The following is a 26437-nucleotide window of genomic DNA, read 5'->3' as shown; positions in this document are numbered from 1 at the left end:
CTCAAGCGATGGACTTGACCACGCCGCCATCGACTCGCAGCGCCGCGCCATTGGTGGCGGAGGCTTCCGGCGAGCAGACATAGACGACCATATTGGCGACTTCCTCGACGCTGGCGAGGCGGCGCAGCAGTGAGCTTGGCCGATGCTCGGCGATGAAGCGCGCTTCCATCTCGGGCTGCGATATGCCTTCATCAGCCGCCATTTTCGCAAAAAAATCTGCCACGCCTTCGGAGCGGGTCGGACCCGGCAAAACAGAATTGACCGTGACGCCCGATCCCGCCGTCATTTCCGCCAGGCCGCGCGAAATCGCGAGCTGCGCCGTCTTGGTCATGCCGTAATGGACCATTTCAGGCGGGATATTGAGCGCAGACTCGCTTGAGATGAAAACGATCCTCCCCCAGTTTTTCGCCAGCATCCTGGGGAGAAAGGCGCGCGACATGCGCACGCCGCTCATCACATTGGTTTCGAAGAAGCGCAGCCAGTCGGCGTCGGCAATGTCGAGGAAAGGCTTGGGTTCGAAAATCCCGAGATTATTGACCAGTATATCGGCGTCGCCGACTTCAGCGAGGAATTTGGCGACGCCCTCCGCGGTCGCAAGATCGGCCGTGACGCCGGACACGTCGGCGCCGGGCGTGCTTTGAAGCAATTTGGCGACCGCTGCGCGTACGCCGTCGTCCTTGCGTCCATTCAGGATGACGCGCGCGCCGGATACGGCCAGACCTTGCGCAATGGCGAAGCCGATGCCGGAGGTCGAGCCCGTGACGACCGCCCTCTTGCCTGTCAGATCGATGTTCATTCCGCTCTCCCCTGCTTTGAAAGGCGCACTCGCGTTTATAGCGGATCGATCAGGAGCTGGTTTCTGCGAAAAAGCCCGCGAGCAATTGCGAAAAACGCTGCGAATGTTCGATCTGCACCCAGTGTCCGCACCGGCTGAAGACGTGTAGTTGCGAACGGTCGATCCATTCGAGCAGCGTGAGGGAGTTTGACAGCGGGATCACCTTGTCGTCGCGGCCGTGAATGATGAGCGTCTCATGCGGCAGGTTGCGAATGTCGGACTCGCGGCTGGCCATCGCATCGACCCAACGCTGGCGTGGCGCCGGGAACATGGCCGAAAAGCTCTCCTGAAAACCCGGACGGATGCTGGCGCTGTAGCGCAGCTGGGCCAGCTCGTCGTTCACCAACTCGCGGCTGAAGGCGAAAATGTCGAGCAGCGCGCGCATGTTCTCGAACGAGGGCTGATAGCCCCAGACCGCGTCGAGGCCGGGCGTGATCGGAAAGGGAACGCCGACGCTGCCCATCAGCACGAGACGCTCGACGCGCTCGGGATGCCGGATCGCCAGAGCCAGAGCGATCGCGCCGCCGAAGGAATTGCCGACGATATGCGCCTTGGGCAGGCCGAGCGCATCGAGCAGGCCGATGGCCTGGGCGACCCATGTGTCGATGTCATAGGTCGCGCCTTCAGGACGTTCGGTGAAGCCGAAGCCGACCATATCCGGGGCGATGACGCGATTGGATTTGGCGATTTCGGGAAGGACCAGCCGCCAATTGGCCCAGGCGCTGACGCCCGGCCCCGACCCATGGATGAACAGCACCGGAAACCCGGAGCCCTGATCGTGATAATTTGTGTCGATGCCGGCGGCGCGCGTCCGTAGCGCGATTTCCGGATTTGCGGCGTTCATGATCCTGCTCCCGGGTGGTGGCGAGACGAGAGTCTCGTGATTTCATGATTTAGTGTATGCGATTCATATTATCGTGGAAATGAAAAAATATCGATATTATAGGAAATGCTGCGCGGCGCGAAGGCGTCCCCTTCAAATTTTCCGGGAGGCGTTCAATTGACGTCCGAATTCATGACCAACCGCTTCAAGATGGCGCTGCAGAACAGGCAGAAGCAGATCGGCCTCTGGCTCGCCATGGCCGATTCCTATAGCGCCGAAATCTGCGCCGGATCTGGTTTCGACTGGCTCTTGCTCGATGGCGAGCATTCGCCGCTCGACCTGCGCACCATGCTGGCGCAGCTGCAATCCGTCGCGCCCTACGCCACCCACGCCGTGGTGCGGCCGCCGACGGGCGACCCGGTCCTGATCAAGCAGATGCTCGACATCGGCGCGCAGAGCCTGCTCATTCCGATGGTCGAAACGCCGGAACAGGCGGAAATGCTGGTGCGCGCGACGCGCTACGCGCCGCAGGGATTTCGCGGCGTCGGCGCGGGCATAGCGCGGGCGGCGCGCTGGGGCCGCATCGCCCATTATCTCGATCAGGCCAATGATCAGGTCTGCCTGCTGTTGCAGGTGGAGACCCGGACCGGGCTCGAAAATTTGGAGCGCATCGCCGCGATCGAGGGCGTGGACGGGATCTTTCTCGGCGCGCCCGATCTCTCCGCGTCGCTCGGCCATATCGGCCAGCCGCAGCATCCGGAGGTCGTGGCGGCGATGGAAAGGGCGATCGCCGCCATTCTCGCGAGCGGGAAGGCCCCGGGATTGCTGGCGACGGATGAGGCGACGGCCTCGGCCTATCTGGCCCAGGGCGCGCAATTTGTCGCCGTCGGGGTCGATGTGCTGCTGCTGGTGCAGGCCACCCAGGCGCTGGCGCGGCGCTTCAAGCCGGACTCGGCGGCGCCCGAAGCGCCGTCGCCTTATTGAAAGCGGCGGACGCTTGATCGACAACAGCGGGCGCTTGATTGACCGCAGCGGGCGCTTGGCGCCCGCCGAAAAAAGTCACTCCACGGCGATCTTGTGCTTGCGCAGGCGATAGGCGAGCGTGGGCCGGCTGATGCTGAGCAGGCGCGCGGCGAGCGAAAGATTGCCATTGGCTTCCGCAAGCGCCAGCCGCAGCATGCGCGCCTCGGTGTCGGCCAGCTTCGGCAATCCGCCTTCGGCGGTCGGCGCGTCGGTCTCGATCATATCGGCCGCGGGTCCCAGCGCGCCGTTCTTCTGCACGATGAAGGTCGTCGAATTCAGTTCCTCGCCGGTCGTGAAGAGATGGCAGATGTCCAGCGCGCCGCCGTCGTCGGCAAGAATGACGGCGCGCTCGATCAGATTCTCCATCTCGCGCACATTGCCGGGCCAACTGTAATTGATCAAAGCGTCGACCGCGCGCTCGCGAAAACCGGTGATGGTCTTGCCATTCTTCTTGCAGGAGCGCTGCATGAACCAGTTCATCAGCAGCGGAATGTCGTCGCGGCGGTCGCGCAAGGGCGGCACGCGAATGGGAAAGACATTCAGCCGGTAGAACAGATCCTCGCGGAAGGAGCCGTCCTTGACCGCATCGCGCAGATTGACATTGGTCGCCGCGATCACGCGGACATCGACCTTGCGCACCCTTGAATCGCCGACCCGCTCGATTTCGCCCTCCTGCAAGGCGCGCAGCAGCTTGCCCTGCGCGGTGTAGCTCAAGGTGCCGATTTCATCGAGGAACAGGGTTCCGCCATGCGCGCGCTCGAAGCGCCCGGGCCGCGAGACTGTCGCCCCGGTGAAACCGCCCTTCTCGACGCCGAAAAGCTCCGATTCCGTCAATTGCTCGGGAATGGCGGCGCAGTTGACCGCAATGAACGGTCCCTTCGCCCGGTTGCTCAGCCGGTGCAGGTTATGCGAAAAAATCTCCTTGCCGACGCCACTTTCGCCGAGGAAAAGCACGGTCGCTTCGGTCGGCGCGACCTTCTTGACGAGATGGCAGACATTGTTGAAGCCGCTCGATATGCCGACCATCCCGAAACTGTTCTCCTGACCCGCGAGGCGCGCCGCAAGACGGGCGGTGACGGGCGGCTGGTTGGGCGGCGCGGGCGTCCATTTGACGAAGTCGCCAATTTGCAGAAAGCGGAGGTCCTCGCGCGCGTCGTCGCCCCATTCCTCGACGGGGCGGCCAACCACGCGGCACCGGTCATGCCCCATGGCGCGGCACTCGACTTCGCGCCAGAGGATGGGCCGGCCCATGAAGGTGCTGGTGTAACCGCAGGCATAGCCGACCAGCATCCAGCAGGACGATTCCTCGCCAATGCCGAAAGAGGCCACATGGGCTTCAGCCTCGGCGCAGTCGATCAGGGCGAAATCGCCAAAGTAGCGGCCGCTGCCGACATCGATGTCGAGGGCGATCGGTTCGCAATGCACGATCCCCTCAAGCGAGACCAGTTGCGGCCCGGCGAGGAAATGTTCGTAGGTGCTGGAAGAGGAGCGCAGTTTTTTGGCCATTTCGGCGTCGCGCGCGCCGGCCTGGTAGCCGATGCGCGTGATGACGCCGCGCGCGGCCTCCTTGCCCAGGCTGCCGATCAACTCCTCGCGAAGGGCGCCCAGCGAACTCACATGCATCAGCATCATCCTCTGGTCATCCAGCCAGATGCGGCCCTGTTCGGGGGCGAAGCGGAGGCGGTTGGCGAGATCGTGGATTTGGGGCACGCGGATGGCGCAACAGTCGGCGTGTTCGGCCACGGCGGAGGCGACGGCGCGTCCCGTCGGGACAGATTTCAGCACCGGTCTTTTCAAGAAATTGGCGCCCATTTTGCCGTCCTCCCTTCGCAATTGCCATCGCTCTTGCCGCTGGCGGCTCGCCTGGTTCAGCTGTCTTCGACTTTGTTATCCAGACGCTTCCCAATTGTGCGTCGATCTACGGCGAGGCCACGCCGGTCGGATCGAAAGATTGCCTCACATTGTCGCCGACGCGTCACGGAGTCGGCTTGACGTGGGTCATTTCGGGCGGAATCCCAGGTTCGACGATCAGCTAATCGACTCGCGGTTGCGGAAGGAGGCCTGATAGCCGCGTCCAGACTCAACGACTGGCGCGGGCAAACGCTTCCCCCACGCCCGCCCGACGAAGGACCGCTGGCCTCTTACCAATTTTAGATCGCTCCCCCGGTGGCTGGAATGCTTTTATTTTTACGCATCGCCACCGCCCTTTTTCGTAACAGCAGCCGTGCCTCGGGTCAAGATAATTGTCGATATTATATCATAATAACGATTGCATCCGGGCGGGCCGGCGCCCGCGCGACGCAAAAAAAGAGAGCGACGTCCTCGCGGACATCGCTCTCGATCCGATTGTTTCACCCCTTCTCCGACAGCTTTCAGGCGTCAGAAGAATTTGTCGAAATGGATTTGCGCATGCGGCGCCTTCCAGCGCATCACGAGCAGATCCTGCATAGCCTCGATCATCGGCGGCGGCCCGGCGAAATAAAATTCGTGATGCTCGACGGGAAGCTGCAGAGACTGTTCGACCTGCGCATGGACGAACCCGCGCGCGCCGCTCCAGCCGCTGTCCTCGGGTTCCGACGACAGCACCGGGATATAGTTCAGCGCCGCCATTTCCCTCTCCGTGAGCAGGGCCGGGACGCAGAGATCGGCGCGCGTGCGCGCCCCCTCGAATATATGCACGCCCTTCTCCCGGCCGAGCTTCAGCGCCGCGCGGGCGACCGAGACGACCGGCCCAACGCCGGACCCGCCGCCGACGCAGACGACCTCGCGCTCATTGTCCTCGCGCAGGTAGGCGTTGCCGTAAGGCCCGTCGATCGTCAGCGCGTCGCCGGGCGCGAGCGCGTCGAACATGGCGTTACTGCCCTTGCCGCCGGGCATGCGGCGCACGACGAAACGCCATTCGCCATTGGCGTTGGGAAGATTGGACATCGAATAGGCGCGCGGCCCCTCGACGCCCGGCGGGTGAAACACGGCATATTGTCCGGGCAGGAAGGTCGCCGGTCCGGGCGCCGTGAAGGTCAGCTCGGCCATGCCGGGAGCGACTTCGCGCCGCTCGGTCAGCACCGCCTGCAGGCGCCGGGTCGGGACGACCGGGCGATATTCGTCCGCGCAGCGAACGCGGACGACGCAATCGCCGAGCGGACGGCTCTGGCAGGCGAGCCGCTTGCCACGCTTGCGCTCCCGTTCCGAAAGGCCGGGCGCTTCGGGCCAAAGCGTCTCCATCTCGCCCGAAACCAGGTCAAAGCGGCAATTGCCACAGCCGCCGACTCCGCATTCGTAGGGAAAGCCAACTCCCGCACGCAAGGCGCCGCGGAGCAGGCTATCCTCGTCGGCGGAGACGTCGAAACCGTCTCCGCCCTCGATCTGGATGCGATGTTTCATCGATCCCCTGCCATCACAGGCCATAACCGCGGCGCAGCGCGGCGCAGGCTTCGCGGGCGGTTTGCGCGGCGCCGGGCGAATCCGGCAGATGCGCGCAAAAAGCGTCGATCGCGGCGTCGCCGAGCGGCGCCCATTTCGCCAGCCAGTTTTGCAGCGCTTCGCGATTGCCCTCGGTCTCGAGCGCCATCTTGACCAGCGCGCCGGTCCAGCGCCGATGCCGCTCGGCGTCGGCCAGTTGCGCGTCGGTCAGCAGGCCAAGCAGGGTGTCGCCATTGTGGCGGCCCGCCTGGCCAAGGGCGCGAAGCCCCGCCTCCTCGAACGCCGGACGCGCGACGAGATTCAGCGCGACGAAGCCTTCCGCCCAGTCATAGGCGCAGAGGCCCTTTTCGACCAGTTCGCGGAAGCCCTGCCAGGCCGGATCGTTTTCCCAGATGCCGCGTTCGCCGGTCCCGAAGCCGAGGTCGCCGAAGGTCTTTTTCAGCTCGGCGGTCCGGTAGGCAGTGTGGGTGAGCCAGCGCAATGAATCCGCGGCCTGATAGGTGGCGCAGTTCGAGATGGTCGAGGCCGGCGCCATCTGGGACAGATAGGCCGAACCCATCTGCAGCGTGTGCATCAGGTACCGCCCCGGCGTGTAAAGCCGGGCGAGATGGCGCGCCCAGCCGTCTTCCAGCATCGCGTCGTGACCGCGCGCGGAAAACTGGTCGAACAGGCCGAACACATAGTTTTCATGGCCGTCCTGCAGCATGTTGTAGGTGCGGTAGATGATTTCGTCGGGATCGCGAAAGGCGTTCCAGTCGCCGTGCTTGAGCGGGCTGGCGTTGCGGTTCTTCTTGAACCATTGCGCCATCGGAAAGTTCGGATCGAGCTCGAACGGCGCGTCCGGATTGTCCGTGGTGAAATGCAGATTGGTCGAGACGATTTCATATTCGCTCGGCTTGCGGCGCTTGCCGGCGAGATGGCTCCAGGTTTTCAGCGGCTTGGCGATTTGAGGCTCGGACATGGCTTGCTCACGAAATTTGGGCGCGTTGCTCGAAGGCGAAGAAATCGCGGACGAGTGCGGGCGTTGAGAGAAAGATTGGCGCGTCTCGCCGCGCGAGCGGCGAGGGAGGAATCAGAGCGTCTTCTCGTAAAAGAAGCGGACGAAGTCGTCCGTCGTCTCGATGCGGCCGGCGAAGGAGCCGAGATTGACTTCGAGCTCCGCCATCTTGAACGGCCGGCCGAGCGCGCGCTCGAGCGTCTCGCGGCGCAGGATCAGCTCGCCATCGCAGTCGATGCGGACATAGGCGATCTTGTCGTCGACGCGGATGGTCTTGTCGGGATTGTCTTCTTCAGCCGCTTCGATGACGCTGGCGGTGATGGGACTCGCCCGCAGGACCGGGCCCACCCGATTGTTGCGATAGCCGTCGGCAACGTTTTCCTTGGTCACGATTGGTACCTCCCGTTTTTTTCTTATGTGTGCGCGAACAGGGGCTTGATGCCCTCGATCGCGACGAGGACGGAATCGCCCTCGACTTTGACCGGATATTCGGCGAGGCGGCAGTCCGACGGATTGAGGCCGGCTCCCGTCTTTGCGTCGAAAGTCCATTGATGGGCGCGGCACATGATGACGCGGCCATCGAACTTGCCTTCGGAAAGCGGGATGTCCTGATGCGGGCACATGCCCTGAAAGGCGCGGATTTCTCCGCCTTCGGGCCAGACCAGCAAGATCGGCAGGCCGTCGACCTCGACCTCGGTCATGTCGCCTTCCCACAGATCGTCCAGAGTGCAAGCGGGCTTGAAGGACATGTTCTTTTCACCTGTCGCAGAAAATGAACTCAAGCGTCTCCATCGGCTTGATGCCGGTTTCATGGAGCCGCGCGTCGCGGGGGAAGAACTGCTCGTCGCCCTGGCGGCGCACGCGGACCACCTTGTCGGGACGCGGCGCGACGCGGCGTCCGACGGAGTGATGCGCGGCGGCGGCGGCGACCTCGTCCATGGTGTTGTCGGTGTCGACAGGCAGGAGTTGCAGCACGAAGTCATATTGGAAGTTGGAAATCACCGGAAACAGAGCCATTGCAGGCGTCCTTCTCGAAGGTTGTCGTTTTGAATGGGTTCAGCGAGGCGCCGCCCGCGAACGCAATGAGCGTCCGCGGGCATTGCGCGCTGTCATTCCGCCGCGGCTTTGGCCGGCTCGCGGAATTTCTCGACCCAGGAATAGCCGTGCGCGTCGTCGCCCATTTCGCCTGGCTGGAGGTTCATGTAGATCAGCGCGCCCAGCAGGTTCGGGGGCGAGATCTTGCCGGCGAGGAAGCGATCGACGAGGGTCATATGATCGCGATAGCGGGCGGGATCCTGCTCGAAGATCCAGCGATCGATTTCGGAATTGAAGTGATAGAGCCGTCCCTCATGTTCGAGCGGATAGTCCTTCACGTTCCAGCCGTCGCCGGGCACGGCGCAGATCGGAATCTGGCTCATGTTGCAGACGATCGGCAGCGTCTCCGGCGCCGTCAGTTCGGGGCGGCCATTGAGCAGGTTGTCGGTGATGACGTCCCAGCACTTGCCGAAAGTGGCGTTCCAGCCGGGATATTTCTCCTCGAGCCATTCGCGGCATTCGGGCGTCACGCCGGCGGCCGGATTCCACCACAGGGTCGGGCGCCAGAACCACAGGCCCATCTGATAGGCGTGGTGCTGGTAATCGAACTCGGCGATCATCTTTTCCCAATACCAGGGCAGATCGAGGCCAAGATCGATCAGGCTGCGCTCGAACTGGCCGACGATCCACTCCTGCATGAACTCCTTGAAGCTCTGCTTCCGGTGTTCGAGCGGCGTGTTGTAGTCCATCGACGGGCCGGTCAGGATGCAGAAGATCCGCCAGGCGCGGGCGATGGCGATATCGACCAGCCTCTGCGCTTCAGCCTTGCGGCCATTGGCGATCAGCACCTGCAGCGCCGGTCCGCCGATCTGGGCGTGACGCGACTCGTCGGTCTGGATGCTCGAAATCAGGCTGGCGAAGGTGAAGTCGCCGGTTTCAGCCGCATCGGCGGCGAGGCCGAGGAACTGCATGTTGGTGAAGCCCGTTTCAAACGCGAAGGTCAGCATGACGGCGATGTCGGTGGCGCTGCGCGACATGAACAGGTCGTCGAAGGCGTGGCGCGCCGCGATCGCCGCCCATTCATTGGTGTGATAGGCCTTGTGCGCCCAGTCGAACTGGCGGTCCTTCGGGCAATATTCATGCGGGAAGAACAGCTGGATCTGCGCGTGACGGTTCTCGTCCATCATGCCGAAGGTCGCCATGTTGCGCATGCCGGGCGCCTGGCCGAAACGCACCATGCGGGCTTCGGCGCTCATGGCGGCATATTCGCCAAGCGCGATAGCGCCGTAATGGGACTTGAGAATCGAACGCCAGCCCGGATCGGCGTCTTCGAAAATGCGGCTGCGCTCGAGCGCGGCCTTCACCGAATAGGCGCCGGCGTCCTTTTCGCGCTGGATGCGCACATATTCCGGATAGGAAGTCTTGTACGGCTCGTCGTAGACTTCCCATTTCTCCATCGGCACGCCCTGCGCGCCGGTCATGAGGTCTGGAAAAAGCTCCGCTTGGGAGACATATTTCGGCGTCCAGTTCGTGGCGCGAGCGATGTCGTACCATTCGGCGCGGTCAAGCAATGCCATGACGTTTCCCTGTAACGATGTTGTTGGCGGCGCGCATTCGGAGCGCGCTTCACGCAGCATTCATCGCAAGGTTGGCGCCAGCAGTCTGGCGGACAAATTCGCTGCACCGCAACAATTCGGCCTCTCGGTTATTTCCTCTAGGGGAATCGTTGTTTCAAAAAAATGGAATGCTGCGGTGCAAATGCTTTCTCGTCCGCAACACTCGACGGTTTGATCAAACCGGATTTGGCCGCGCGTCCATCCAAATTCATCAAATGATCAAACGCGAATTCCGCCTGAGCCGCCGCCTCAGTTTTGGTGAACCGGGCATGAAAAGCGGCCGCGGCTCCCGAAAGCGGAACGCCCCGCCGCTGGGTAAGCGACGGGGCGTTCTGAAGGGCGATCGCGCGTTGCGCCGGCGCTTACCAGTGGTAGGCGAGACCGCCGCTGACGATCGTCGGATTGAGACGAACGCGCGCCGTGACCGGCGCGCCGCCCACGTTGCCCGTGGCGCTTACAGAAAGGAAAAGATATTTCGCGTCGGCGAAAATGGACCAGTTCGGGGTCACGAAATAGTCGAAGCCGCCCTCGACGGCCCAGCCGCCCGAACTCGGGATGCTGAGATCGTGAACCGCGCGGCTTTGCGTCGAGAAAATGATCGCTTCCACGAAGCCCGCGCCGAGATAGGGCTGGAAGGCGCCGAAATTCCTGAGGTGATAGTCCAGAGTCAGGACGGCCGGGCCATAGGTCACTTTTCCAAGCGCCCCGAGCGCGGCGATGTTTCCGGTTCCGGTCAACGTGCTGGTCGGCGGGTAGCCTCCCGTCAATTGAATCGAAATGTTGTCGTTAATATAATAGCCGAACTCGACAATCGCCGTGACGTTGTCGCTCGCGTGGGCGGAGGCCGAGGGAACGCCGGCGCCCGCAAGGGTCAAGGTGGCGCTGGAATCGAACAGGACGCCGCCGGCGCCCAATCGGAAAAACCACGGCGGGTTGTAGGCGGCGACGGGCCCGACGACGGGCTCTTTGACGCTCGGCAAATCGGCGGCCTTCGAAGCGCCGGCGGCCGCGGCGAGCGCGACTGCTCCCATCCCGATCAATTTCGAAATCGTTCCGATTTTCATCCATCCCCCCGTTTTTTCATCATTTGAATCCGGCCGTTCATGCTGATTCTCGCGCAGCCAGCCTGGACACGCGGCAGCAAGGTTGGCGCCACCGGAAAAAGGGGATGACACGGCGCCAAATAGAAACTGAATTACTTGTTTATCTTCAATATCTTATAAGAGACGCACTCAAGACGGCGCTGACCAGCGGCAACGCGTTTGAGCACGCCACGCTAGATGGTTTGATCAAATTTTTGTGATCGCTTGATCGGGGCAATTTACCAAATGATCAACCGCAAATTCGGCCCGGCGGCCTTGCGCGCCCCTCCGCAAATGAAAGCGCGATCGTCACTTTCAGAAATGATCGCGGTCGGCGCCGGAGGGGGCTCTTTCGCCGCGCTCGCTTCGGAACTGCCCGGCGTCAAAGGTCGCGCCATTCGGCCCGGTGACGCTTCGGACGATGTGCCCGTTGATGGTCAGCGCCCGCGCATGAACGAGGGCGCCATCGAAGGTGAGGCAGGACGCCGAACGGGATTCGGCCCGCCGAGTGACGCTGTAGTAGTTTACATGCCAACCAGCCATGTCGATCACCTGTTTTCCGCAGCACGACAAGCAGCATAGAGGCGCCTCGTGGCGAGCCTGCGGCGGGACAATGGCAATTTGGGCTACGCGCCGACCGGGCGCCGCGATTTTGAGATTCTGCCTCGGGCCGCCGCGAGTTTGACACAAGTCCGGGCGATCATCCTCTCAATTCCAAGGCGAGCTCGGATGTACAGCCGCCAGGGAGGCAGCCCCGCACGGTGAAAACCGGTTGCGGGGTTTATCGTTTTTCGACATGGGGCCGGATCGTTCCGCCGCAGCAAAAGCGTCGCCTGACGCCATTGGCGCAAAATCGCGGCTGGAACGCCTTGACGTGAAACGGACGCCATGATGGAGGCGAATGGTCTCGTGACATTCACCAGTCGGATAAAAACTGGATCGTTTCGTCAAACACTTTTGCACGATGCTCGAAGAGGTGCTCGTTCAAAACGGTTTTCTGCGCTCGTGCGGCGCTCTCACGGCGCAAGTTCTCATCCGACAACAATTTGCCGATGACCGTCTCGAAGGTTGCGGCGTCCTCATAACTAAAAACGTCCTCGGAAAAAACACTCTCAAGACCAATGACGCTGTCCGTCACGACGCATCCGCCCGCTGCGGCGACGTCAAAGACACGGTTGGAGATGATTCCCCACTTCCTCATGTCCTCCCAATGATCATTGATCGTGATTGGGGCTTCCTCGTAAAGCGATAAAAGGTCGTCATATGGAATGCTCGTGGCGCGAATATTGTCAACGGAAGCGAAATTCTCCCATCCGTAACCGATCAGATCGTATTCCGCGCCGATTTGTTCCAACATCTTGGCGCCGACCCGCATTTCGCCGCGGGTATTGCAGGCATAAAGCAGTTTGTGCTTCAGCGCGATTTCGGCTTTCTTCGGCTTCCGGCGCAAGGTGGCGCACTGGAGCAGCACAGAGGCGTTCGAGGCGCCCATTTCCCGAAAGCGGCGGCACGATTCTTCACTGGCGGCGAAGACGTGGTCATATTGCCCCAGTTCACTTGCGGAGACGTCATCGGGATGCGAGATGACCCAGACGATATTGAGCGCGGTCGTAACCTTGGGGAATGCCTTCAGGCCTCGCAGGTCGATGACGACATCCTCGCGTCCAGAGGCTCTTTCCCAATCCTGACGAGTTTGAACCACGACCCAATAGCCTAAACGGCGCAGTTCGAAAGCCAATTGTTCCGCGTAATGGACGTCTCCCCAGACTTCCTTGGTATTTCGGGACGGAGCGCAAACTCGAATGGCGATCCGGCGGCAGCGCGCACTCAATTTGATGATCTTCGAAAGCGACGTAGCCCTTTCCGCGTAAGTATGCCGGTCCATGACGATCGTCCGCAATTTTTCGACCAGAGCGAGTCGTTCTTCCGGATGAGCCAGATAGTGCTGGATCTTGCAGATGAGATCGTCTCCGTCGGTCCAGACGGGAAGCAAGCCGTCGAACGAAGCCGCTGACGTCTGGGCTGAATTCGTGATGATCAAACATCCAGCCGAGAGTGCGTCGAAGACGCGGCTGTTTGTTCCACCCCATTTCCGCGCGGAAGTATTGGCGTCGTCGATGACGATTTTCGTCGACGCATAAAGGTCCGGCATGGAGTCGTATTCTACGAATCCGCTTAAATATTGCTCCAATGCGCTGCCTTCCCACCCGGAGCCGAAGACCTTGAAAGAAAATGGCAGCTCCTTTTCGGCGAATTCAGCGTTGAGATCGCGGTCGGCTCCGGCAAAGGAGCCGTTAAAGATGACATCGGCGGCATAGCACGGCTGAAATACGCCTCGCGCCATTTTTGCCGCGTTGGCGGCGATTTCGAGCTTGGAGCCGGAAATTCCCGTTTGTTCCCTGATTTCCTCCAAAAAGGGTTCCGACGACGAAAGGATATAATCATACGTTTCGAGGGCGCCGCCTTCGAGCCAATCTTCGAAATTGTTCCTCAACCAAGCGATTTTGAGCATGTTCGGCTTCGGATTGGCCAGGTCGCGTATGTCAAACTCGTTTCGCAAATTAATGATGACGTCGAAATCGCCAGCCGTATTCCAGCCAGTCGCTGCGTCGATGAAGAAGACGCTGCACGACATGGTCTTGACGAGTTCGCCCGCCAGTTCGCGCGCCGTAAAATAATCTCCGGCGCGAGTCACAGGACTGGCGTCGAAAACAATGAATGCGACGGTCAGCTTTTTCGTCGTGTAAACCCAATCGCCAGCATAGAGACTCTTCAGATATTGCTGGCGGATAAGCCTGCCATAAAGATCGGCGATGATCTTGTCGTTATGGCGAACACGCTGCATGAACTCTTCATCCATCTTTCCGGACAGGCGCATGAAGCCGCGATGGTGGAAAGAGGTGACGTCATTCAACGAAACCGCGCGCTTGTTGAGTCGTTGCATCACTTTCAAGCCGAGAGTAACGTCTTCATAACCATAGAAAAATTGCTCGTCGAAACCGCCAATCGACAGAAATTCGTCGCGGTTCATGATGCAGAAGGCGCCCGTCACCGAGGCGACATCCGTCGGCACGAAGCTTCGCCACGCGTTCTCGGCGTCATCGACGATTTCCATGGGCTTGATCGTGGCGGTCCTCCGATCCTCGGCATAGGCGATTCCGAGATGGTGAACTTTGAAATCGTTCATTGAATCAGCAAAACGGGACTTGCGCAGCTCGAGCAATTTGATGCCGACGAGGCCCACATCCGCATTGGCGTCCATATAGTTTCGAACCGACGACAGCACGTCTTGCGTAAACACGATATCGTTGTTGACGAACGCGACGCGACGACCGCGCGCATGCCGAGCGGCAAAATTGTTCGAATAGGAAAAGGTATTGTTGCCATCGCGTACAAATAACCTGATTGGAAGACGCTCGGACCAGCGTTCGACCACCTTAAGCGAATTATCCGCCGAAGCGTGATCAACCAAAAGGATTTCGAAGTCATGTTTCCAGAAATAGTCCGCTATGGATTCGAATGCGCGTTCAAGAACTTCCCCGGCGTCCTTGTTGAGAATGATCAGTGAGAATTCAGGAGTCTCGCTGGCGACGATTTTTGGCGGATCAAGCGGCGCGAGCGGCGAACGCAGGCCATTGAGATGAGGCGTCCGAGGGAACGGAAGATCGGGGAGACGCTTCGGAAACCTGATGGATTGCGGGCTGCTATTAAGTGGCGCCATGCTCTCCGCATTGATAATCGAGACGAGATGCGTACGGCCGTCCATCAGCGGGGCCGGTATCGCGATCTTGAAGCCGTGATTGAAGGATGTGATCCCTGTTGATTTGAGGTCGCCCCTCATATCCGTGGCCGGATATTGTCCCATCACGATCCCGTCGATGGTGACCAGCACGCCAAGGGATCTGTTATGGTCGCCGGCGTCGAACAGCCATCCGGTCAGCGCATCGCTATGTAATCCGTCAAAATTTGAATGCAGTTTGCCGGTTAATTTCGCCGGCTGATCAACCAGCGACAAACTTAGCCCTTGAGGCAGCAGGCGGAGATGCATGCGCCCCGGCTCGAGGGTGCGATCAGGCAAGGGCATTTCGAAATCGACTCGCTCAGCGATGCGGGACGTGTCAGTTCCCAGCCAGCACGATCCGACGACGTCCTGGCCGACGATCAACTCGATCCGGCTTGCTGACGAAATGAAACCCTTCTCCACGAAACCGACAATCGAATCGCTGGTCACGCGCGCCTGTCCAGGATTGGACGGGCTGCTGATCGTGGATTCGACCGAGCGCAGGACTTTCTTCGTGTCGAGCCTGACAACTTCAATCTTGTTGGCGGCGGGCAACAGCCGGTTGTGCGGCAGCGGCAGCAAGAAGCCGCGGGCGCCCTGGCCGGTCGCCTCCTCGACATCGGGCCGGGGACGGCGCGCCGTCGTCCGGCCGCAGGGCGCATCGTTGATTCGAAGCTCGACCTGGGGCTCGACATTGTCCTCGATACGCACCCAGCCGCCGACGAAATGGGGTCCGATCTGGTCGACCTTTCCGTCATTGCTCCTGACAATCGGCGCCTTGCGCGGCCGCATGCCGTCGAGGCTTCCATCGAGGGTGATTTCGCCGAAAATCGTGTCGGACCCGGCGAGTCTGCAAATAACCCGGACGCGCCCGCCTTTCGTGATGTCCGCAAGATCGGCGGCGACGCCGATCAGACCTTCGATGCGTTCGCCCTGTATGTCGAGCGAATGGCTGAAGCGACGATCTACCGAAAAGACTCGTCCATCCTCGGTTACAAGTTCGATCTCGCAAGGCTGGTTGGGGTCGCGCAGATCGAGTGCAATGGCCTCGAAGGCACTGCCATAAACAGTGAGCAGCTTGAAATAGGCAGGGCTCTCGAAAATGAAGTCATCGCCCTCTTTCAGGTGCTGTCCTTTGGCAAAGACTTTCGTTGATTTGAGGTCATCGATCGGGATATCCGGCGGAATCGCAAATTGGAATTGATGCGCGCTACGGGCGCGCCTGTCCTTGGTCGCTTCCGTCCGTCGGGCAAATTTTGCCTCGACATTTCGCCGCTCCTTCGCCCAACGCACTTGCATCGCCGGCAAATCCCCCGACGCGGGGATTCGGACCCAGCCTGTAACGTGAATGGGCCCGAAACGTTGAACCTTTCCCTTCGCAGCGGGGTCGAAGCTCGGCGCGGTGGCGACGCTCGGCTCCGCTTCTACATTCGCCTCAATCGCGTCGGCTAAAATCTCCACGAACTCGTCATCCAGCGATTCCAACAGGCGTTGCGCCTTGTCGTCGACGTGATTTTCCATATAGGGGCGCATCGTGTTGAGGTGGCTCTCCCGGGAGAGAGCGAGAATCCCCTGGCTCTGTCGATGCGCGATCTCACCCTTGATCGAAACAATGAACACAGCATCAGGGTCAGATGTAATCGCAGCGTAAGCGAGCGCTCCATTATCCTCGACGCTGAGTTGCGCCACGAAACATTTGCCAATGCCGAAAAGATCCTCTCGCTCAAAGAGCAGCGCGGTCGCCTCTCCGCTGATCTCGCCGGACCCGTTCCAAATCTTGACTTCGACCCCAACTTCGCCCCGCCGATCCGTGCGGAGCCAGCCGCTCAAGAGCACACGTCGCGATGCCGGCAAATAGGAAACCATCTCGAAATTGCCGGGACGCATGATTTCATCGTCTTTCGCCAATTTGATAGATTTGCTTTCCATCACAGCGTTTCCCATTTTGCGTCGAGAGTCGACCGATCAGATCACAGCACAAACCTCGAAAACAATCTCGAATCAAGATTCTTGGACATTCCGTTGGGGAAAAGAGCAGCTCCTCTGCTGCTTCCGCCAGGACTCTCTCGAATCAATCGTTCGCCCCCCGGGACCGCCCTGAATTGGGAATCTGCCGATTTTCAATGCGCCAACCGGCCTTATTCGCCACTGGGGCCGGTGAAGCCTCAATTTTGTGTTCTGACGATCTGAGGCGCCGGTTGTTGCTCTGCGCCTTCGCCGCTCGCTGGATCGAACAGCCGCGCCGGCGATGGCCTGCATCAGGGCTCCCGGCGGCGATCGGCTTACGATAAACGGAGGCGAAAGCCGATCGGACGCGGCTTGCCGCTTAGATGACGCGGGCGACAATTTTCAAAAATCTCAGCCGCAAGCAAGCAGCCGTATGCAAAACGAGGCGCGCCAGGGCGCGTTGTTCCTTCTGCAAAATTTGACGCAATGGCGGAGGTGGTTGGAGCGAATTGCCCAACAAGCCAGATGACGCAACCAAATCCTGCGCGCTGACAGCGCCTTTGATCACGCTCGCCAGCTCGCCCAGCAAATCTGGCGAATAAAACGGGCTAGACCCGGGCCGACATCCATCTCAAACTAGGGATATTAAAATCACGCGGCAAGCCTTAGACTCGCCACGCACCATGCAACGCTGAACCTATCGAACGAAACCGCCTGCCACGATATGATGGAGCATTGAATGGAAACACCCATAATATTCTAAGTTTCTGTCAAATCGATAGCGAATCACAAAGGCATTTTTCGTATTTCTTACATCGGAATTAATATAGAGGGGAAGCCCAAGCCCGCCCTCGGGCCACTCCTTCCAGTCAATCGAATTTCGTCCACTATCAGCGCGTTTTCGCAAACCGTAAATAAATAATCATCAGGAAATGGCGATGTCGACGACTGTAAAATGCGACGCCCCCACTGCTCGCGCGGGCAATATGCAACAGAATTCAGCGGAAGAGCTTTCCCGCTCCGAATATTCGTCGGATACCAATCTGTCAGGCGAGTCGTCAGCACGCGCCATCACCGCAAATTCTGGCCCTGAAGCAAATGCGCCTCCCTCGACGCAAGACAAGGCGTTGCCGGCCGATCATTCAGTCCAGCCTAAATTTCATGGGCGTTTCGATGACGTCGCCGATGGAATTGCTACTGGATGGGCGACCGATGCGATTGATCCCACGAAACAACTTGTCGTCGAGATCTGGGCCGATGACGCCCTCATCGCCTCGGGACAAACGTCAAAATACAGGGTGGACGTCGCTAAAGCCGGCTTTGGCAGCAGCAACTGCGGCTTCGCGATTCCGCTTCCCAGACTCGCTATCGGCGAACATAAATTGATCGCTAAAGTATTAGGTTCCAACAAGGCGCTAAATGGCGTCGTAAACGTAAACATATCCAAGGGTACGATTCAGGGTGGAATTGATAAGCTTCAGGGCATGACCCTTGACGGGTGGCTGACCACCTCAGGAAATTATGATATCACCGTCCAACTTGTTGCCGATGGCGCCATTATAGACGAAAAACAGTTTCTCTTACCAATCCAGGGTCATCGTTATGACTTAAGAACAGCGCTTCCGGCCGCTCTGGCAGATGGAAGAATCCATTGGTTTCAGCTGAGAGATCCCGATTCGGAGCAGATCATTGCGGAGGCAGTCTTTGCCACTCCGATCGTCACAACGCCTGAAGACGCCCTTCAGAAATATGCCGCTCATTTTCCGAGCTTCCTCTCGCCCAACGCGGCAAATCGCTATGCCTCTTTGGAAGGACAGCTTGAGCTTGCTTTATCCGACGCATCGGACGAGCGCCAAGGTTTGGCCGCACAATATTTCAGGCAACTCGCGTCGGCCCATAAGCGCGTTAAATGCGGCATTGCCGAACAGCTGAAGACTCCGGACGAATTCAATTTCCCAATCCATGAAAGACCTCTTGTAAGTATTATTATTTCAGTTCAGAATAAATTTTCGGCAACTCATAATTGTCTTGCGGCTCTATTGCTGGCGCCCAATCGCAGCACGTTCGAGGTCATTGTCGTTGATGACGGCTCTTCTGATCTCACGACCGAGCTGGAAGCTTATGTTACGGGAATCACCATACTACGTAACAAAGTGAGCCTGGGTTTTGTCAAAAGCTCGAATCGCGGTGCGCAATCAGCCCGCGGCGAGTTCGTGATTATGCTGCACAATGACACAGAGCCCTGCGCATTTTGGATCGACGAACTTATCCATGTGTTCAGGTCGTTCAACGATGTCGGGCTTGCTGGATCGAAACTTGTTTACCCGGATGGACGACTCCATGAAGCGGGAGGGATAATCTTTCCCAACTTCGACGGGGCCAATTACGGTCGCAACGGTAATCAACACGATCCCCGGTATAATTATACCCGGCAAGTTGATTACGTTTCTGGCGTGAGCCTTATGTTGCGTCGCGAATTATGGGACGAACTTGGCGGATTTGACGAACTCCTCGCTCCTGCCTCCCACGAAGACATTGACCTCGCATTTCGCGTAAGAGCCAAAGGGCTCAAGACCTACTATACACCATTCTCCAAAGTCGTTCATTTTGAAGGCATATCGAGCGGCGCTTCATTAGAGTCCGGAACAAGTCGGTTTCAACTCATCAACGAGCCGAAACTCTCGGCGCGCTGGGCTTCGACAATTCGAAAACTCCCCGCGAGCCTTGACAGCGAATTTGTCAAGGATCGCGGCATCCAGCTGCGCGCTCTTGTCGTCGACATTCAGATTCCCCAACCGGACAAGGATGCGGGAAGTTACGCCGCCGTCCAGGAAATAAGGTTGCTGCAGTCGCTCGGGTTCAAGGTGACGTTTCTCCCGCACAACATGACCTATCTGGGCAACTACACCGAGGCGCTGCAAAGAAGCGGGGTCGAGTGCCTTTACGCCCCGTTCCAGACCTCCGTTTCGGAGGTTGTCGAGCAGAGGGCTAAAGAATTCGACATCGTTTACATCACCCGCTATTCCGTTGCTGATCAATGTGTTGATATGATCCGGAAGTACGCGCCAAAAACAAAAATCATATTCAATAACGCGGACTTGCATTTCCTGCGGGAAATCCGGTTGGCGCTGGCCGCGAAAAATCGCGAGGCGCTTCGCAGCGCGCTCGAGACGCGTGACATCGAGCTGTCCGTGATGCGGCGAACGGACATCACCTTGTCATACAGCGATACGGAAGCCGCGATTATTCTGTCGCATAATTTGGATGCGACGAAAATCGCCCGCTGTCCTTGGGTCGCGCAAGTCGACAAGTCGATTCCGTCATTTGCCGAGCGTAAAGGGCTCGCCTTCCTCGGAAACTTCAGCCACCCGCCGAACGAGGAAGGCATTCGCTACTTCGTGAGCGAAATATGGCCCGAATTGCGCCGGCAAGTTCCGGATATAGAATTGAGCATTTTTGGCTCCCATATGCCGTCCGATCTTCGCAAGCTTGAGGCAGAAGGGGTTCAGTTCCGAGGCTATGTCGAAGACGTGGCCGAAGTCTATCACTCGTGCCGCATCTTCATCGCCCCCCTGTTGTCTGGCGCCGGGATCAAAGGGAAGGTCATCGGCGCCTTAGCCGCGGGCTCGCCGACGATCATGACCTCGATCGCAGGCGAAGGCATTGCCATCAGCAATGGGTCGGAAGCTTTCATTGCCAACGCGCTGACCGAATGGGTCGACAGCGTCAAAACGCTCTACATGGACGAAAAGCGTTGGATGGACATGTCGGATCGAGCGCGTCGCTTTGCCCGCCTGAATTTTTCTTTTGAGGCCGGCCGAATCAAAATGAAGGAGGCCTTGGCCAAAGCGGGCGTATATGTGGATTAATGCTCAAATTGGCGTTCTCGCCATTCGGCGGCGCCAAACGGCTTCGATTCTGCTCAGGCCAAATCGCGGCGGCGGCGTCTCTCCTTGATTGCGATGAGGCGATCAGGAGTCAGCGCTATTCGACGAGTTCCAGAACGACGAACCGCCATGCGTAGAATTTTGCCCATCTTTTTTTTGGCGCCGGGCATTCTGGTGACGCTTTCACAGGAGGCGCGCTGCGCCTCTGCTGGCCTCGTCTTCGGAGGCCACGGTCAAGCGGAAACTATCCATTTGCCGGCGGTCCATCCACGAACATTTATGACGCGGGCCGATGTGGCTGATCTTGCTGCGCGATCGGGAAGAAAAGGAACGTTTTCGGCATCCATGTTCGTTAGACTTATGGAAACCGTGCGCCAAAGCCTTGATCCAAAAATCGATTGGGACGCAGCATACAGCGGCTGCGATATCGAAGCCTACTTGCATCTTTTCTCATACGAACCCGCAGGAGGCTACGCCAACGAAATCCGCTCGGACGGCGAGCTTCGAGCCGCAGCGCATGTGGACGCCGGAATGGATCCGCCCCGGGGGGCGGCCGTTGTCGCGGCCCGCGCCGCGCTTTACGCCGCGCTGCTCAGCAACGGCGCGCCCCGCCTTGCGAACGCCCCCACCGCCGAACAGGCGGCGGAATTGACGAAACGAATTTTGCAGACCTGGGCCCGCCATGGTTTTCGCGATGGACAAGGCAAGTATCTCAATTCTTCGGAGCAATTTTGCGTCGATGGTAAGCCGGACCTCGGCGCCCAGGTCGGCATGCCGCTGCAAATTTCGCGCGGCGTGGTCTATTCGGCTTTTGCTCAGGATCTGCTCGAGTCCATCGACGCGTTAAACGTGTCGGAAATCAAGGAATTGAACGCCTTCCATCTGGCGATGGACGATCTCATCGGCAACGGGCAGGCCTTATACGCCAGGATCACAAAACCGCTCGATTGCGAATATTTCAACAATCAGGTCGCGAGCCATATTGTCGGCCGAATGGCGATCGCCGCGCTCCTTCGCGATGAGATCCGCTTGCGTTCGCTTCTCGACGGCGAGAACGCCGCCCTCGCTCCGCCCGCTCCATTGCTGACCTATTTCAACCACGCTTTCTACGGCGAGGGCGACAAGTCAAACAGTTGCTTTGCGAATACGGGCCGCGACGGAGCCACAAGCCAGCCCACTTTCAGCACGGCCCGCGCCGCGCTCGGCGAGATCGACGACCGTTACCGGAACGCGAATCCGGCGCAGGCGATCGGCTATTCTGCCGGCGTCGTGACCCACATGTACCGGGCTGCCGAAATCCTGAAGATTGCGGGCTTCGATTTTTACGCCTATCGCGGCGATCATGGCCAGTCGATTGAAGCGGCGACGGCGTTCTTCTCTTGTTATGTGAAGGGCGCGGGCCTGGGCAAAACGATCGACGCAACGAATGCGGCTCATTGCAGCAATTTTCCCCAATATGATGGCAAGGTCGTCAATGGCGTTGAAAGCAATATCGTCATTGGGGCCTATCGACTGCATGGCAATCAACAGATCGACGAATTGGACAATCTAGCCAAAGGAGCGATCCTGCATTCCTCGATTGATCCGATCGTTTTTGGCGCTTGGAGAGATTGACGGCTATTTCATCGAGAGAGGCGGTTGCAAATCCGAAGCGGTTCAATTGCCAAAACGATTTTCGAATTGAATTCGCGCTCGTAAAAAAGTAGTTCGAGGGAGGAGGAGAGCGTGATAAAAGTGCGACGGTGGTGAAATATGTCCAGCACACTTTGCGCAATCATGAAGAATGAGGCACCCTATATTCGTGAGTGGGTAGCCTTTCATCGCCTCATCGGGTTTGATCGGATTGAAGTCTACGAAAACGATAGCTCAGACGATACCGCTGCAATTCTAAAAGAGCTATACGAAGCTGGTTGGATAGCGCGCTATGTACCATGGGCCAATGCCGACGGGTCGCCACAGTTAGGCGCCTATAGCGACGCAATTCGGAATTGTCGGACGGACTGGCTGAGCTTTCTCGACGCGGACGAGTTCTTGAACATCCACTCGCGCGAACCAGTCAACGTCTTCCTTGAGCGGTTCGCTGCAGACGTCTCTTGTGTCGCTGTCAATTGGCGGATCTTTGGGTCGAACGGCCTCGCAGAATTCGAACCCAATCCTGTTATTGAACGTTTTACGAGCGCATCCACTGTCGCTGCTGCCGAAAACAGACATGTAAAATGCTTCGTTCGCCCCCAACAGGTCGAAGAAGTGCACATTCACGCGCCCTTTATGCGTGCCGGCAGGAGCGTCATGGCAAACGGAAGCCCCCTTGAAATGGAGCCCCGCGGCGTCAGCAAGCTTGTGGCGTTCGAGCCCGCTCAAATTAATCACTATTTTGCAAAATCGCGCGCCGAATACATCGTCAAACGGCAACGGGGCAACGCTAACCGAAATAATGCCGACCCCACGAAATTCACGCGTTACACGGAAGAGATGTTCACCGCTCACGATCTTAATGATCAGATTGACGATACAATCTTATGGGTAGCGAATAGCCTCCGTGAGGCGCTCGCAACACTCGGATAGAACCTGGATGAATTTGCAATGAACATTAAAGGAAATCTTGATGGAGTCGTGAGGCACTTCGTTAACGGGGTTCCATCTTTATTTATTTTTGGATGGGCCGCAGATTTCGACGACTTCGAGCGGCGGCCGATTGTCGAAATTCTGATAGACAACGAGCTCTGCGGTCTCGTGACGCCGTCGACTTGGCGGTCGGATTTACAACAAGCCAATATTGGCCGTGGCGATCATTGCTTTAGATATCCGGTACCATCTCGATACCTGGATTTCAAAACGCATATTTGCCAAATTCGAGCCCGAGGTGCTGAACGAGAACTTAGCCCGCCTAGACACTTCGTTGCGGAACGGTCAAAAATTGCATTGTGCGCCATTGTCAAGAATGAAGCGCGATACCTTGTCGAATGGATTTGTCATCACAAGCGAATCGGCATAGATCACTTTTTTATATATGATAATGAAAGTAGTGACGAAACATCTGGCATTTTGAAAGAATTCGAAAACGTGGGTTTGGTCACCATAATACCTTGGGCTAGCCGCGCATTTCCTGATACTCAAACAACCGCTTATAATGATTTTCTTAGAAACTACGCTTATCACTTTGGTTGGGTCGGATTCCTTGATGCTGACGAGTTTTTCATACCTCTCATTGGGGAGAGAATCGATGAGGTCTTGAAACTCCACGACGACGCTTCGGCAGTGGCGTTTAATTGGCGTGTATTCGGTTCTTCGGGCGCTACTGCATTCGAAAATCGTTTAGTGTCTGACAGATTTAGGAAATGCGCAACAAAGCCGTTTGCGCCGAACCGGCACATCAAAACGTTCGCGCGCCCAGAGTCCGTGGAGAGTGTTGACGTACATCATGTTAATCTGAAAAATGGTATTTATGTCACCTCGGCCGGCAGACATCTGACGCAACCTCCCATCAGCGGAAAGCTTAATGCGGCCGATTTTGTCTCCGCACAAATAAATCATTATTTCGTGAAATCGAAAGACGAGTGGGACTTAAAACGTGCACGCGGCATGGCAGACAGGGCGCCTGATGACCCATCGCGAATCCGACCCGATGATTTTTTTGCAAGCCATGATCGAAACGAAGAGGATTATTCCCCATCAAATCTGGATAGACTTCAAGAGTTAATATCGTGGGCGCGAGGGTTAGGTCCCCACTGCGCCGCGCTTGCGCCGAAGTGGTGAAGTCAATATGTCTGTGTTAGCGGGAGAGTGTATATCGTTTATTTTCCACGTTGTTAGGACCACTCATTACCCCAACAGTCTGTGTACATGGGCTCGCGCTTTTGCCTCACAGACCAATGCATGTTGTTGTGATTATAGTCCTCAGCTGAGTTCACGTAAAGGTTCCCCCATGAGTCCTGCCTATCGAGAAAAAGAATTCCATTTCTAGGTTCATCTTTTTCAATTTGTTGTTGGAGTGCGACAGCAAGACAGACAGGACCCGAGACGCCAAAAACACTAACCCCCCGTCTCAATTTTATATTATTGACCGCTACCTGAAGCGCCGCAGCAAGGATAATAGAATTCTGATTGGCGCCTATAAAATTCGTTTGGACATCTTTATGAATGTCGTGATGAACAGGTGTAATTTGCGGCGCAATGACATGCTCAAAATCCAAAAATAGGTCAGGGATAGGCTTGAGTGGCTTGAGCTTAAGATCCACCCAAAATCCACCAAAGCAGTGCATGATAAAAAGTCTAAGTATATCAGCTTTCATTGCTGGGAAACGAGCAACGTTGACGGCCTCTACAATTTCGTGTCGGTCGTGTTTTTCGCATAGATTCAAAGCATCGTCCAAGGACCAAAGTCGATAAGCATATTCTCGATTAAGGTCTCTCCATAAGTGTGCTTGCGCAAGGACGGAAGGCGGCGGCGTGGCTGTCGTAGATGAGGGGTCGATCCAAAGTTGATGAATGATTTTTGGGATCATGTTTTTTCGCTAGGCGCCTCTGTTTACTGTAATTGTCACGCAACTGTGGCGCATCGAATTGGCTGAAGGAGCGGATAGGAACCGATCGTGTCCCGGGGCGTGGTGTAATTGACTGTAGGTGCAATCGTTTCTTGGTCAAAAGAATCGGTCGGGCGACCGTGGCGAGCATGCTGAACGAGAATTTATCGCTCAAAAGCGCCCTCGTCTCAAGCGTCATGCTCCACTTCGCTTCGACTGGGCGAGTCCGGCGTCCTTTCCTGGCACATCTCCAATAACGCGGACGACGCGTCCGAACCTCGCACGCGAGTGAATGGTTCGACGTTTGGCACGGGCGCTGCAATAATAAAATACCCATGCCGCGACGAGCGACGACGCGCCGGGGAATCTCTTCACGCCCCCCCTGACGCGACAAACAAATCACTGAGAAGAAAGCTAGGAGCCGAGGCCATCGGCGCTCTAACAAATGCTTTCGGTCAAGTTGCGCTCATGTCCTGCGTACACGAAGGTTATTGCGGCGCTCGGCTCGGTTGAACCTGATATTGTCAGGAAACAGCGCGACGATTCGTGCTGATTCGCGATTCCTTGCACCATCGCTCCAACAATCAGAAACAATCGCCTGAGCGCCTGCGACCTATTTGCGGGCTTGTTCCGGAAGAAATCGGGGAAAGCTTGATATGATTGCCAAGATCGATTGCTTGTTGAAGGAGCTTTCGAAACGCTATCAGGCGCAATCCCTGTTCGATCCAATCGAACTCGTTGATTATGAGATAGTCCAAAGCCACGACAGATTGCCTGCCTGGTGGGGCGCCAACGGCAATTTTCTCGTCCGTCCGCGCGGAGCCGCCAATGGGATCCCACATATTCAGCTCCACCCGGGTCATGAAAAATGTTCCAATTTCATCCTGATTTGCAACGGAGAACATGACTACGGCGTTCTCGTTTGGGGCGATGGCGGATTGATGTATGTTGCTCGAGAGGCCAGCATCGCGGGCGCAAACATTGCGCTTGGGTCGGGCTGCGTTTATTGCGGTCCTTATGTTCGCCATACAGCGCGGCTTAATCTCAACTGCCGCAATGGCGGGGCCATTTTTCTTCGCAGGGACGTTCTGATTGCTTCCGACGTCATCATCCAGACGGACGACTGCCATACGCTTTTCAGTGTCGCGGAACGGAAGCGACTGAACCCTTATGGCGGTTTAATCGATATCGACGATCATGTTTGGATAGGACAGGAGTCGATGGTCATGGGCAACAGCAAAATTGCGCGCGATTCTATCATCGGCGCCCGATCTTTTGTGCGAGGCGGCGAGTTTCCGAGCAATGTTGTTCTTGCCGGCTCGCCAGCGCGCGTCGTTTCGAGCGGGGTTAATTGGGACTTCCGTGACTTGCCGCCGGCGGTCGCGCCAACTTCGAGTTGATCTACGCGAGCTTGCTCGTTTCGAAAGAACATCGGGGAGCATTTATTGCCGGGCCGGTTCTCTTTGGA

Annotated in this window: 20 protein-coding genes; 7 read left to right on the top strand and 13 right to left on the bottom strand. The window is 57.9% G+C overall.

What is annotated here, in order from left to right:
- Position 1 precedes the first annotated feature (1 nt).
- Both QM467_RS00795 and QM467_RS00790 read right to left on the bottom strand, forming a co-directional pair.
- A complete protein-coding gene (locus QM467_RS00795) occupies positions 2-796 on the bottom strand; it encodes an SDR family NAD(P)-dependent oxidoreductase (protein ID WP_283364377.1) in 795 nt (264 codons plus the stop codon).
- 49 nt (positions 797-845) lie between these two features.
- Positions 846-1679: an alpha/beta fold hydrolase gene (locus QM467_RS00790; RefSeq protein WP_283364376.1), complete on the bottom strand. Its 834-nt coding sequence runs from the start codon at positions 1677-1679 to the stop codon at positions 846-848.
- Positions 1680-1850: 171 nt separating this feature from the next.
- Here QM467_RS00790 and hpaI point away from each other — a divergent pair, with 171 nt between their 5' ends.
- Positions 1851-2642, top strand: a complete 792-nt coding sequence (gene hpaI, locus QM467_RS00785) for a 4-hydroxy-2-oxoheptanedioate aldolase (RefSeq protein ID WP_342395091.1) — start codon at positions 1851-1853, stop codon at positions 2640-2642.
- Between the two features lie 75 nt (positions 2643-2717).
- Here hpaI and QM467_RS00780 read toward each other — a convergent pair whose 3' ends face one another.
- The 7 genes from QM467_RS00780 to QM467_RS00750 all read right to left on the bottom strand — a co-directional run bounded on the left by QM467_RS00780 (position 2718) and on the right by QM467_RS00750 (position 9710).
- Positions 2718-4493, bottom strand: a complete 1776-nt coding sequence (locus tag QM467_RS00780; RefSeq protein WP_283364374.1) for a sigma-54-dependent Fis family transcriptional regulator — start codon at positions 4491-4493, stop codon at positions 2718-2720.
- A gap of 567 nt (positions 4494-5060) precedes the next feature.
- Complete coding sequence (locus QM467_RS00775) at positions 5061-6062, bottom strand: 2Fe-2S iron-sulfur cluster binding domain-containing protein (protein WP_283364373.1); 1002 nt, start codon at positions 6060-6062, stop codon at positions 5061-5063.
- Between the two features lie 13 nt (positions 6063-6075).
- Entirely contained in the window at positions 6076-7062 is a 987-nt protein-coding gene (locus QM467_RS00770; protein WP_283364372.1) for an aromatic/alkene monooxygenase hydroxylase subunit beta, read from the bottom strand.
- Positions 7063-7173: 111 nt separating this feature from the next.
- Positions 7174-7488 carry an MmoB/DmpM family protein gene (locus QM467_RS00765; protein ID WP_283364371.1) on the bottom strand — a complete coding sequence of 105 codons (315 nt, stop codon included), beginning with the start codon at positions 7486-7488 and terminating at the stop codon, positions 7174-7176.
- A gap of 23 nt (positions 7489-7511) precedes the next feature.
- Positions 7512-7847: a Rieske 2Fe-2S domain-containing protein gene (locus QM467_RS00760; protein ID WP_283364370.1), complete on the bottom strand. Its 336-nt coding sequence runs from the start codon at positions 7845-7847 to the stop codon at positions 7512-7514.
- A gap of 7 nt (positions 7848-7854) precedes the next feature.
- Positions 7855-8115 (bottom strand): toluene-4-monooxygenase system B family protein, encoded by a 261-nt coding sequence (locus QM467_RS00755; protein WP_283364369.1) that lies wholly within the window; start codon positions 8113-8115, stop codon positions 7855-7857.
- Positions 8116-8207: 92 nt separating this feature from the next.
- The gene (locus tag QM467_RS00750) at positions 8208-9710 is read right to left on the bottom strand and encodes a toluene monooxygenase (RefSeq protein ID WP_283364368.1); all 1503 of its coding nucleotides are present in this window, start codon (positions 9708-9710) and stop codon (positions 8208-8210) included.
- Here QM467_RS00750 and QM467_RS00745 point away from each other — a divergent pair.
- On the top strand, positions 9709-9924 hold the full coding sequence (locus tag QM467_RS00745; RefSeq protein WP_283364367.1) for a hypothetical protein: 216 nt from the start codon (positions 9709-9711) through the stop codon (positions 9922-9924). The two genes, QM467_RS00750 and QM467_RS00745, sit on opposite strands and share 2 nt — an antisense overlap.
- Positions 9925-10111: 187 nt before the next feature.
- Here the strand turns inward: QM467_RS00745 and QM467_RS00740 are convergent, their stop codons facing one another.
- The 3 genes from QM467_RS00740 to QM467_RS00730 all read right to left on the bottom strand — a co-directional run bounded on the left by QM467_RS00740 (position 10112) and on the right by QM467_RS00730 (position 16541).
- The gene (locus QM467_RS00740; RefSeq protein WP_283364366.1) at positions 10112-10813 is read right to left on the bottom strand and encodes an OmpW/AlkL family protein; all 702 of its coding nucleotides are present in this window, start codon (positions 10811-10813) and stop codon (positions 10112-10114) included.
- A 333-nt stretch (positions 10814-11146) separates the two neighbouring features.
- The gene (locus tag QM467_RS00735) at positions 11147-11374 is read right to left on the bottom strand and encodes a hypothetical protein (protein WP_283364365.1); all 228 of its coding nucleotides are present in this window, start codon (positions 11372-11374) and stop codon (positions 11147-11149) included.
- Positions 11375-11747: 373 nt separating this feature from the next.
- Positions 11748-16541 (bottom strand): glycosyltransferase family protein, encoded by a 4794-nt coding sequence (locus QM467_RS00730; RefSeq protein ID WP_283364364.1) that lies wholly within the window; start codon positions 16539-16541, stop codon positions 11748-11750.
- 956 nt (positions 16542-17497) lie between these two features.
- On the opposite strand from QM467_RS00730, the gene QM467_RS00725 reads away from it, so the two are divergent.
- The 4 genes from QM467_RS00725 (at position 17498) to QM467_RS00710 (ending at position 24202) form a co-directional block, all read left to right on the top strand.
- Entirely contained in the window at positions 17498-20428 is a 2931-nt protein-coding gene (locus QM467_RS00725; protein ID WP_283364363.1) for a glycosyltransferase, read from the top strand.
- Between the two features lie 549 nt (positions 20429-20977).
- Complete coding sequence (locus QM467_RS00720; RefSeq protein ID WP_283364362.1) at positions 20978-22060, top strand: hypothetical protein; 1083 nt, start codon at positions 20978-20980, stop codon at positions 22058-22060.
- 138 nt (positions 22061-22198) lie between these two features.
- Positions 22199-23011: a glycosyltransferase family 2 protein gene (locus QM467_RS00715; RefSeq protein ID WP_283364361.1), complete on the top strand. Its 813-nt coding sequence runs from the start codon at positions 22199-22201 to the stop codon at positions 23009-23011.
- A gap of 18 nt (positions 23012-23029) precedes the next feature.
- On the top strand, positions 23030-24202 hold the full coding sequence (locus QM467_RS00710; protein ID WP_283364360.1) for a glycosyltransferase family 92 protein: 1173 nt from the start codon (positions 23030-23032) through the stop codon (positions 24200-24202).
- Between the two features lie 53 nt (positions 24203-24255).
- On the opposite strand, the gene QM467_RS00705 is transcribed toward QM467_RS00710, so the two are convergent.
- A complete protein-coding gene (locus QM467_RS00705) occupies positions 24256-24951 on the bottom strand; it encodes a glycosyltransferase family 32 protein (protein WP_283364359.1) in 696 nt (231 codons plus the stop codon).
- 674 nt (positions 24952-25625) lie between these two features.
- Between QM467_RS00705 and QM467_RS00700 the strand changes: the two genes are divergently transcribed.
- Positions 25626-26369, top strand: coding sequence for an acyltransferase (locus QM467_RS00700; RefSeq protein ID WP_283364358.1), 744 nt, complete (start codon positions 25626-25628; stop codon positions 26367-26369).
- Positions 26370-26437 lie beyond the last annotated feature (68 nt).

The organism is Rhodoblastus sp. 17X3 (assembly GCF_030056575.1).
Taxonomy (GTDB): domain Bacteria; phylum Pseudomonadota; class Alphaproteobacteria; order Rhizobiales; family Beijerinckiaceae; genus Rhodoblastus.
Note: the sequence above shows the minus strand (reverse complement) of the source record. Positions and strands in the feature narration are given on the sequence as shown.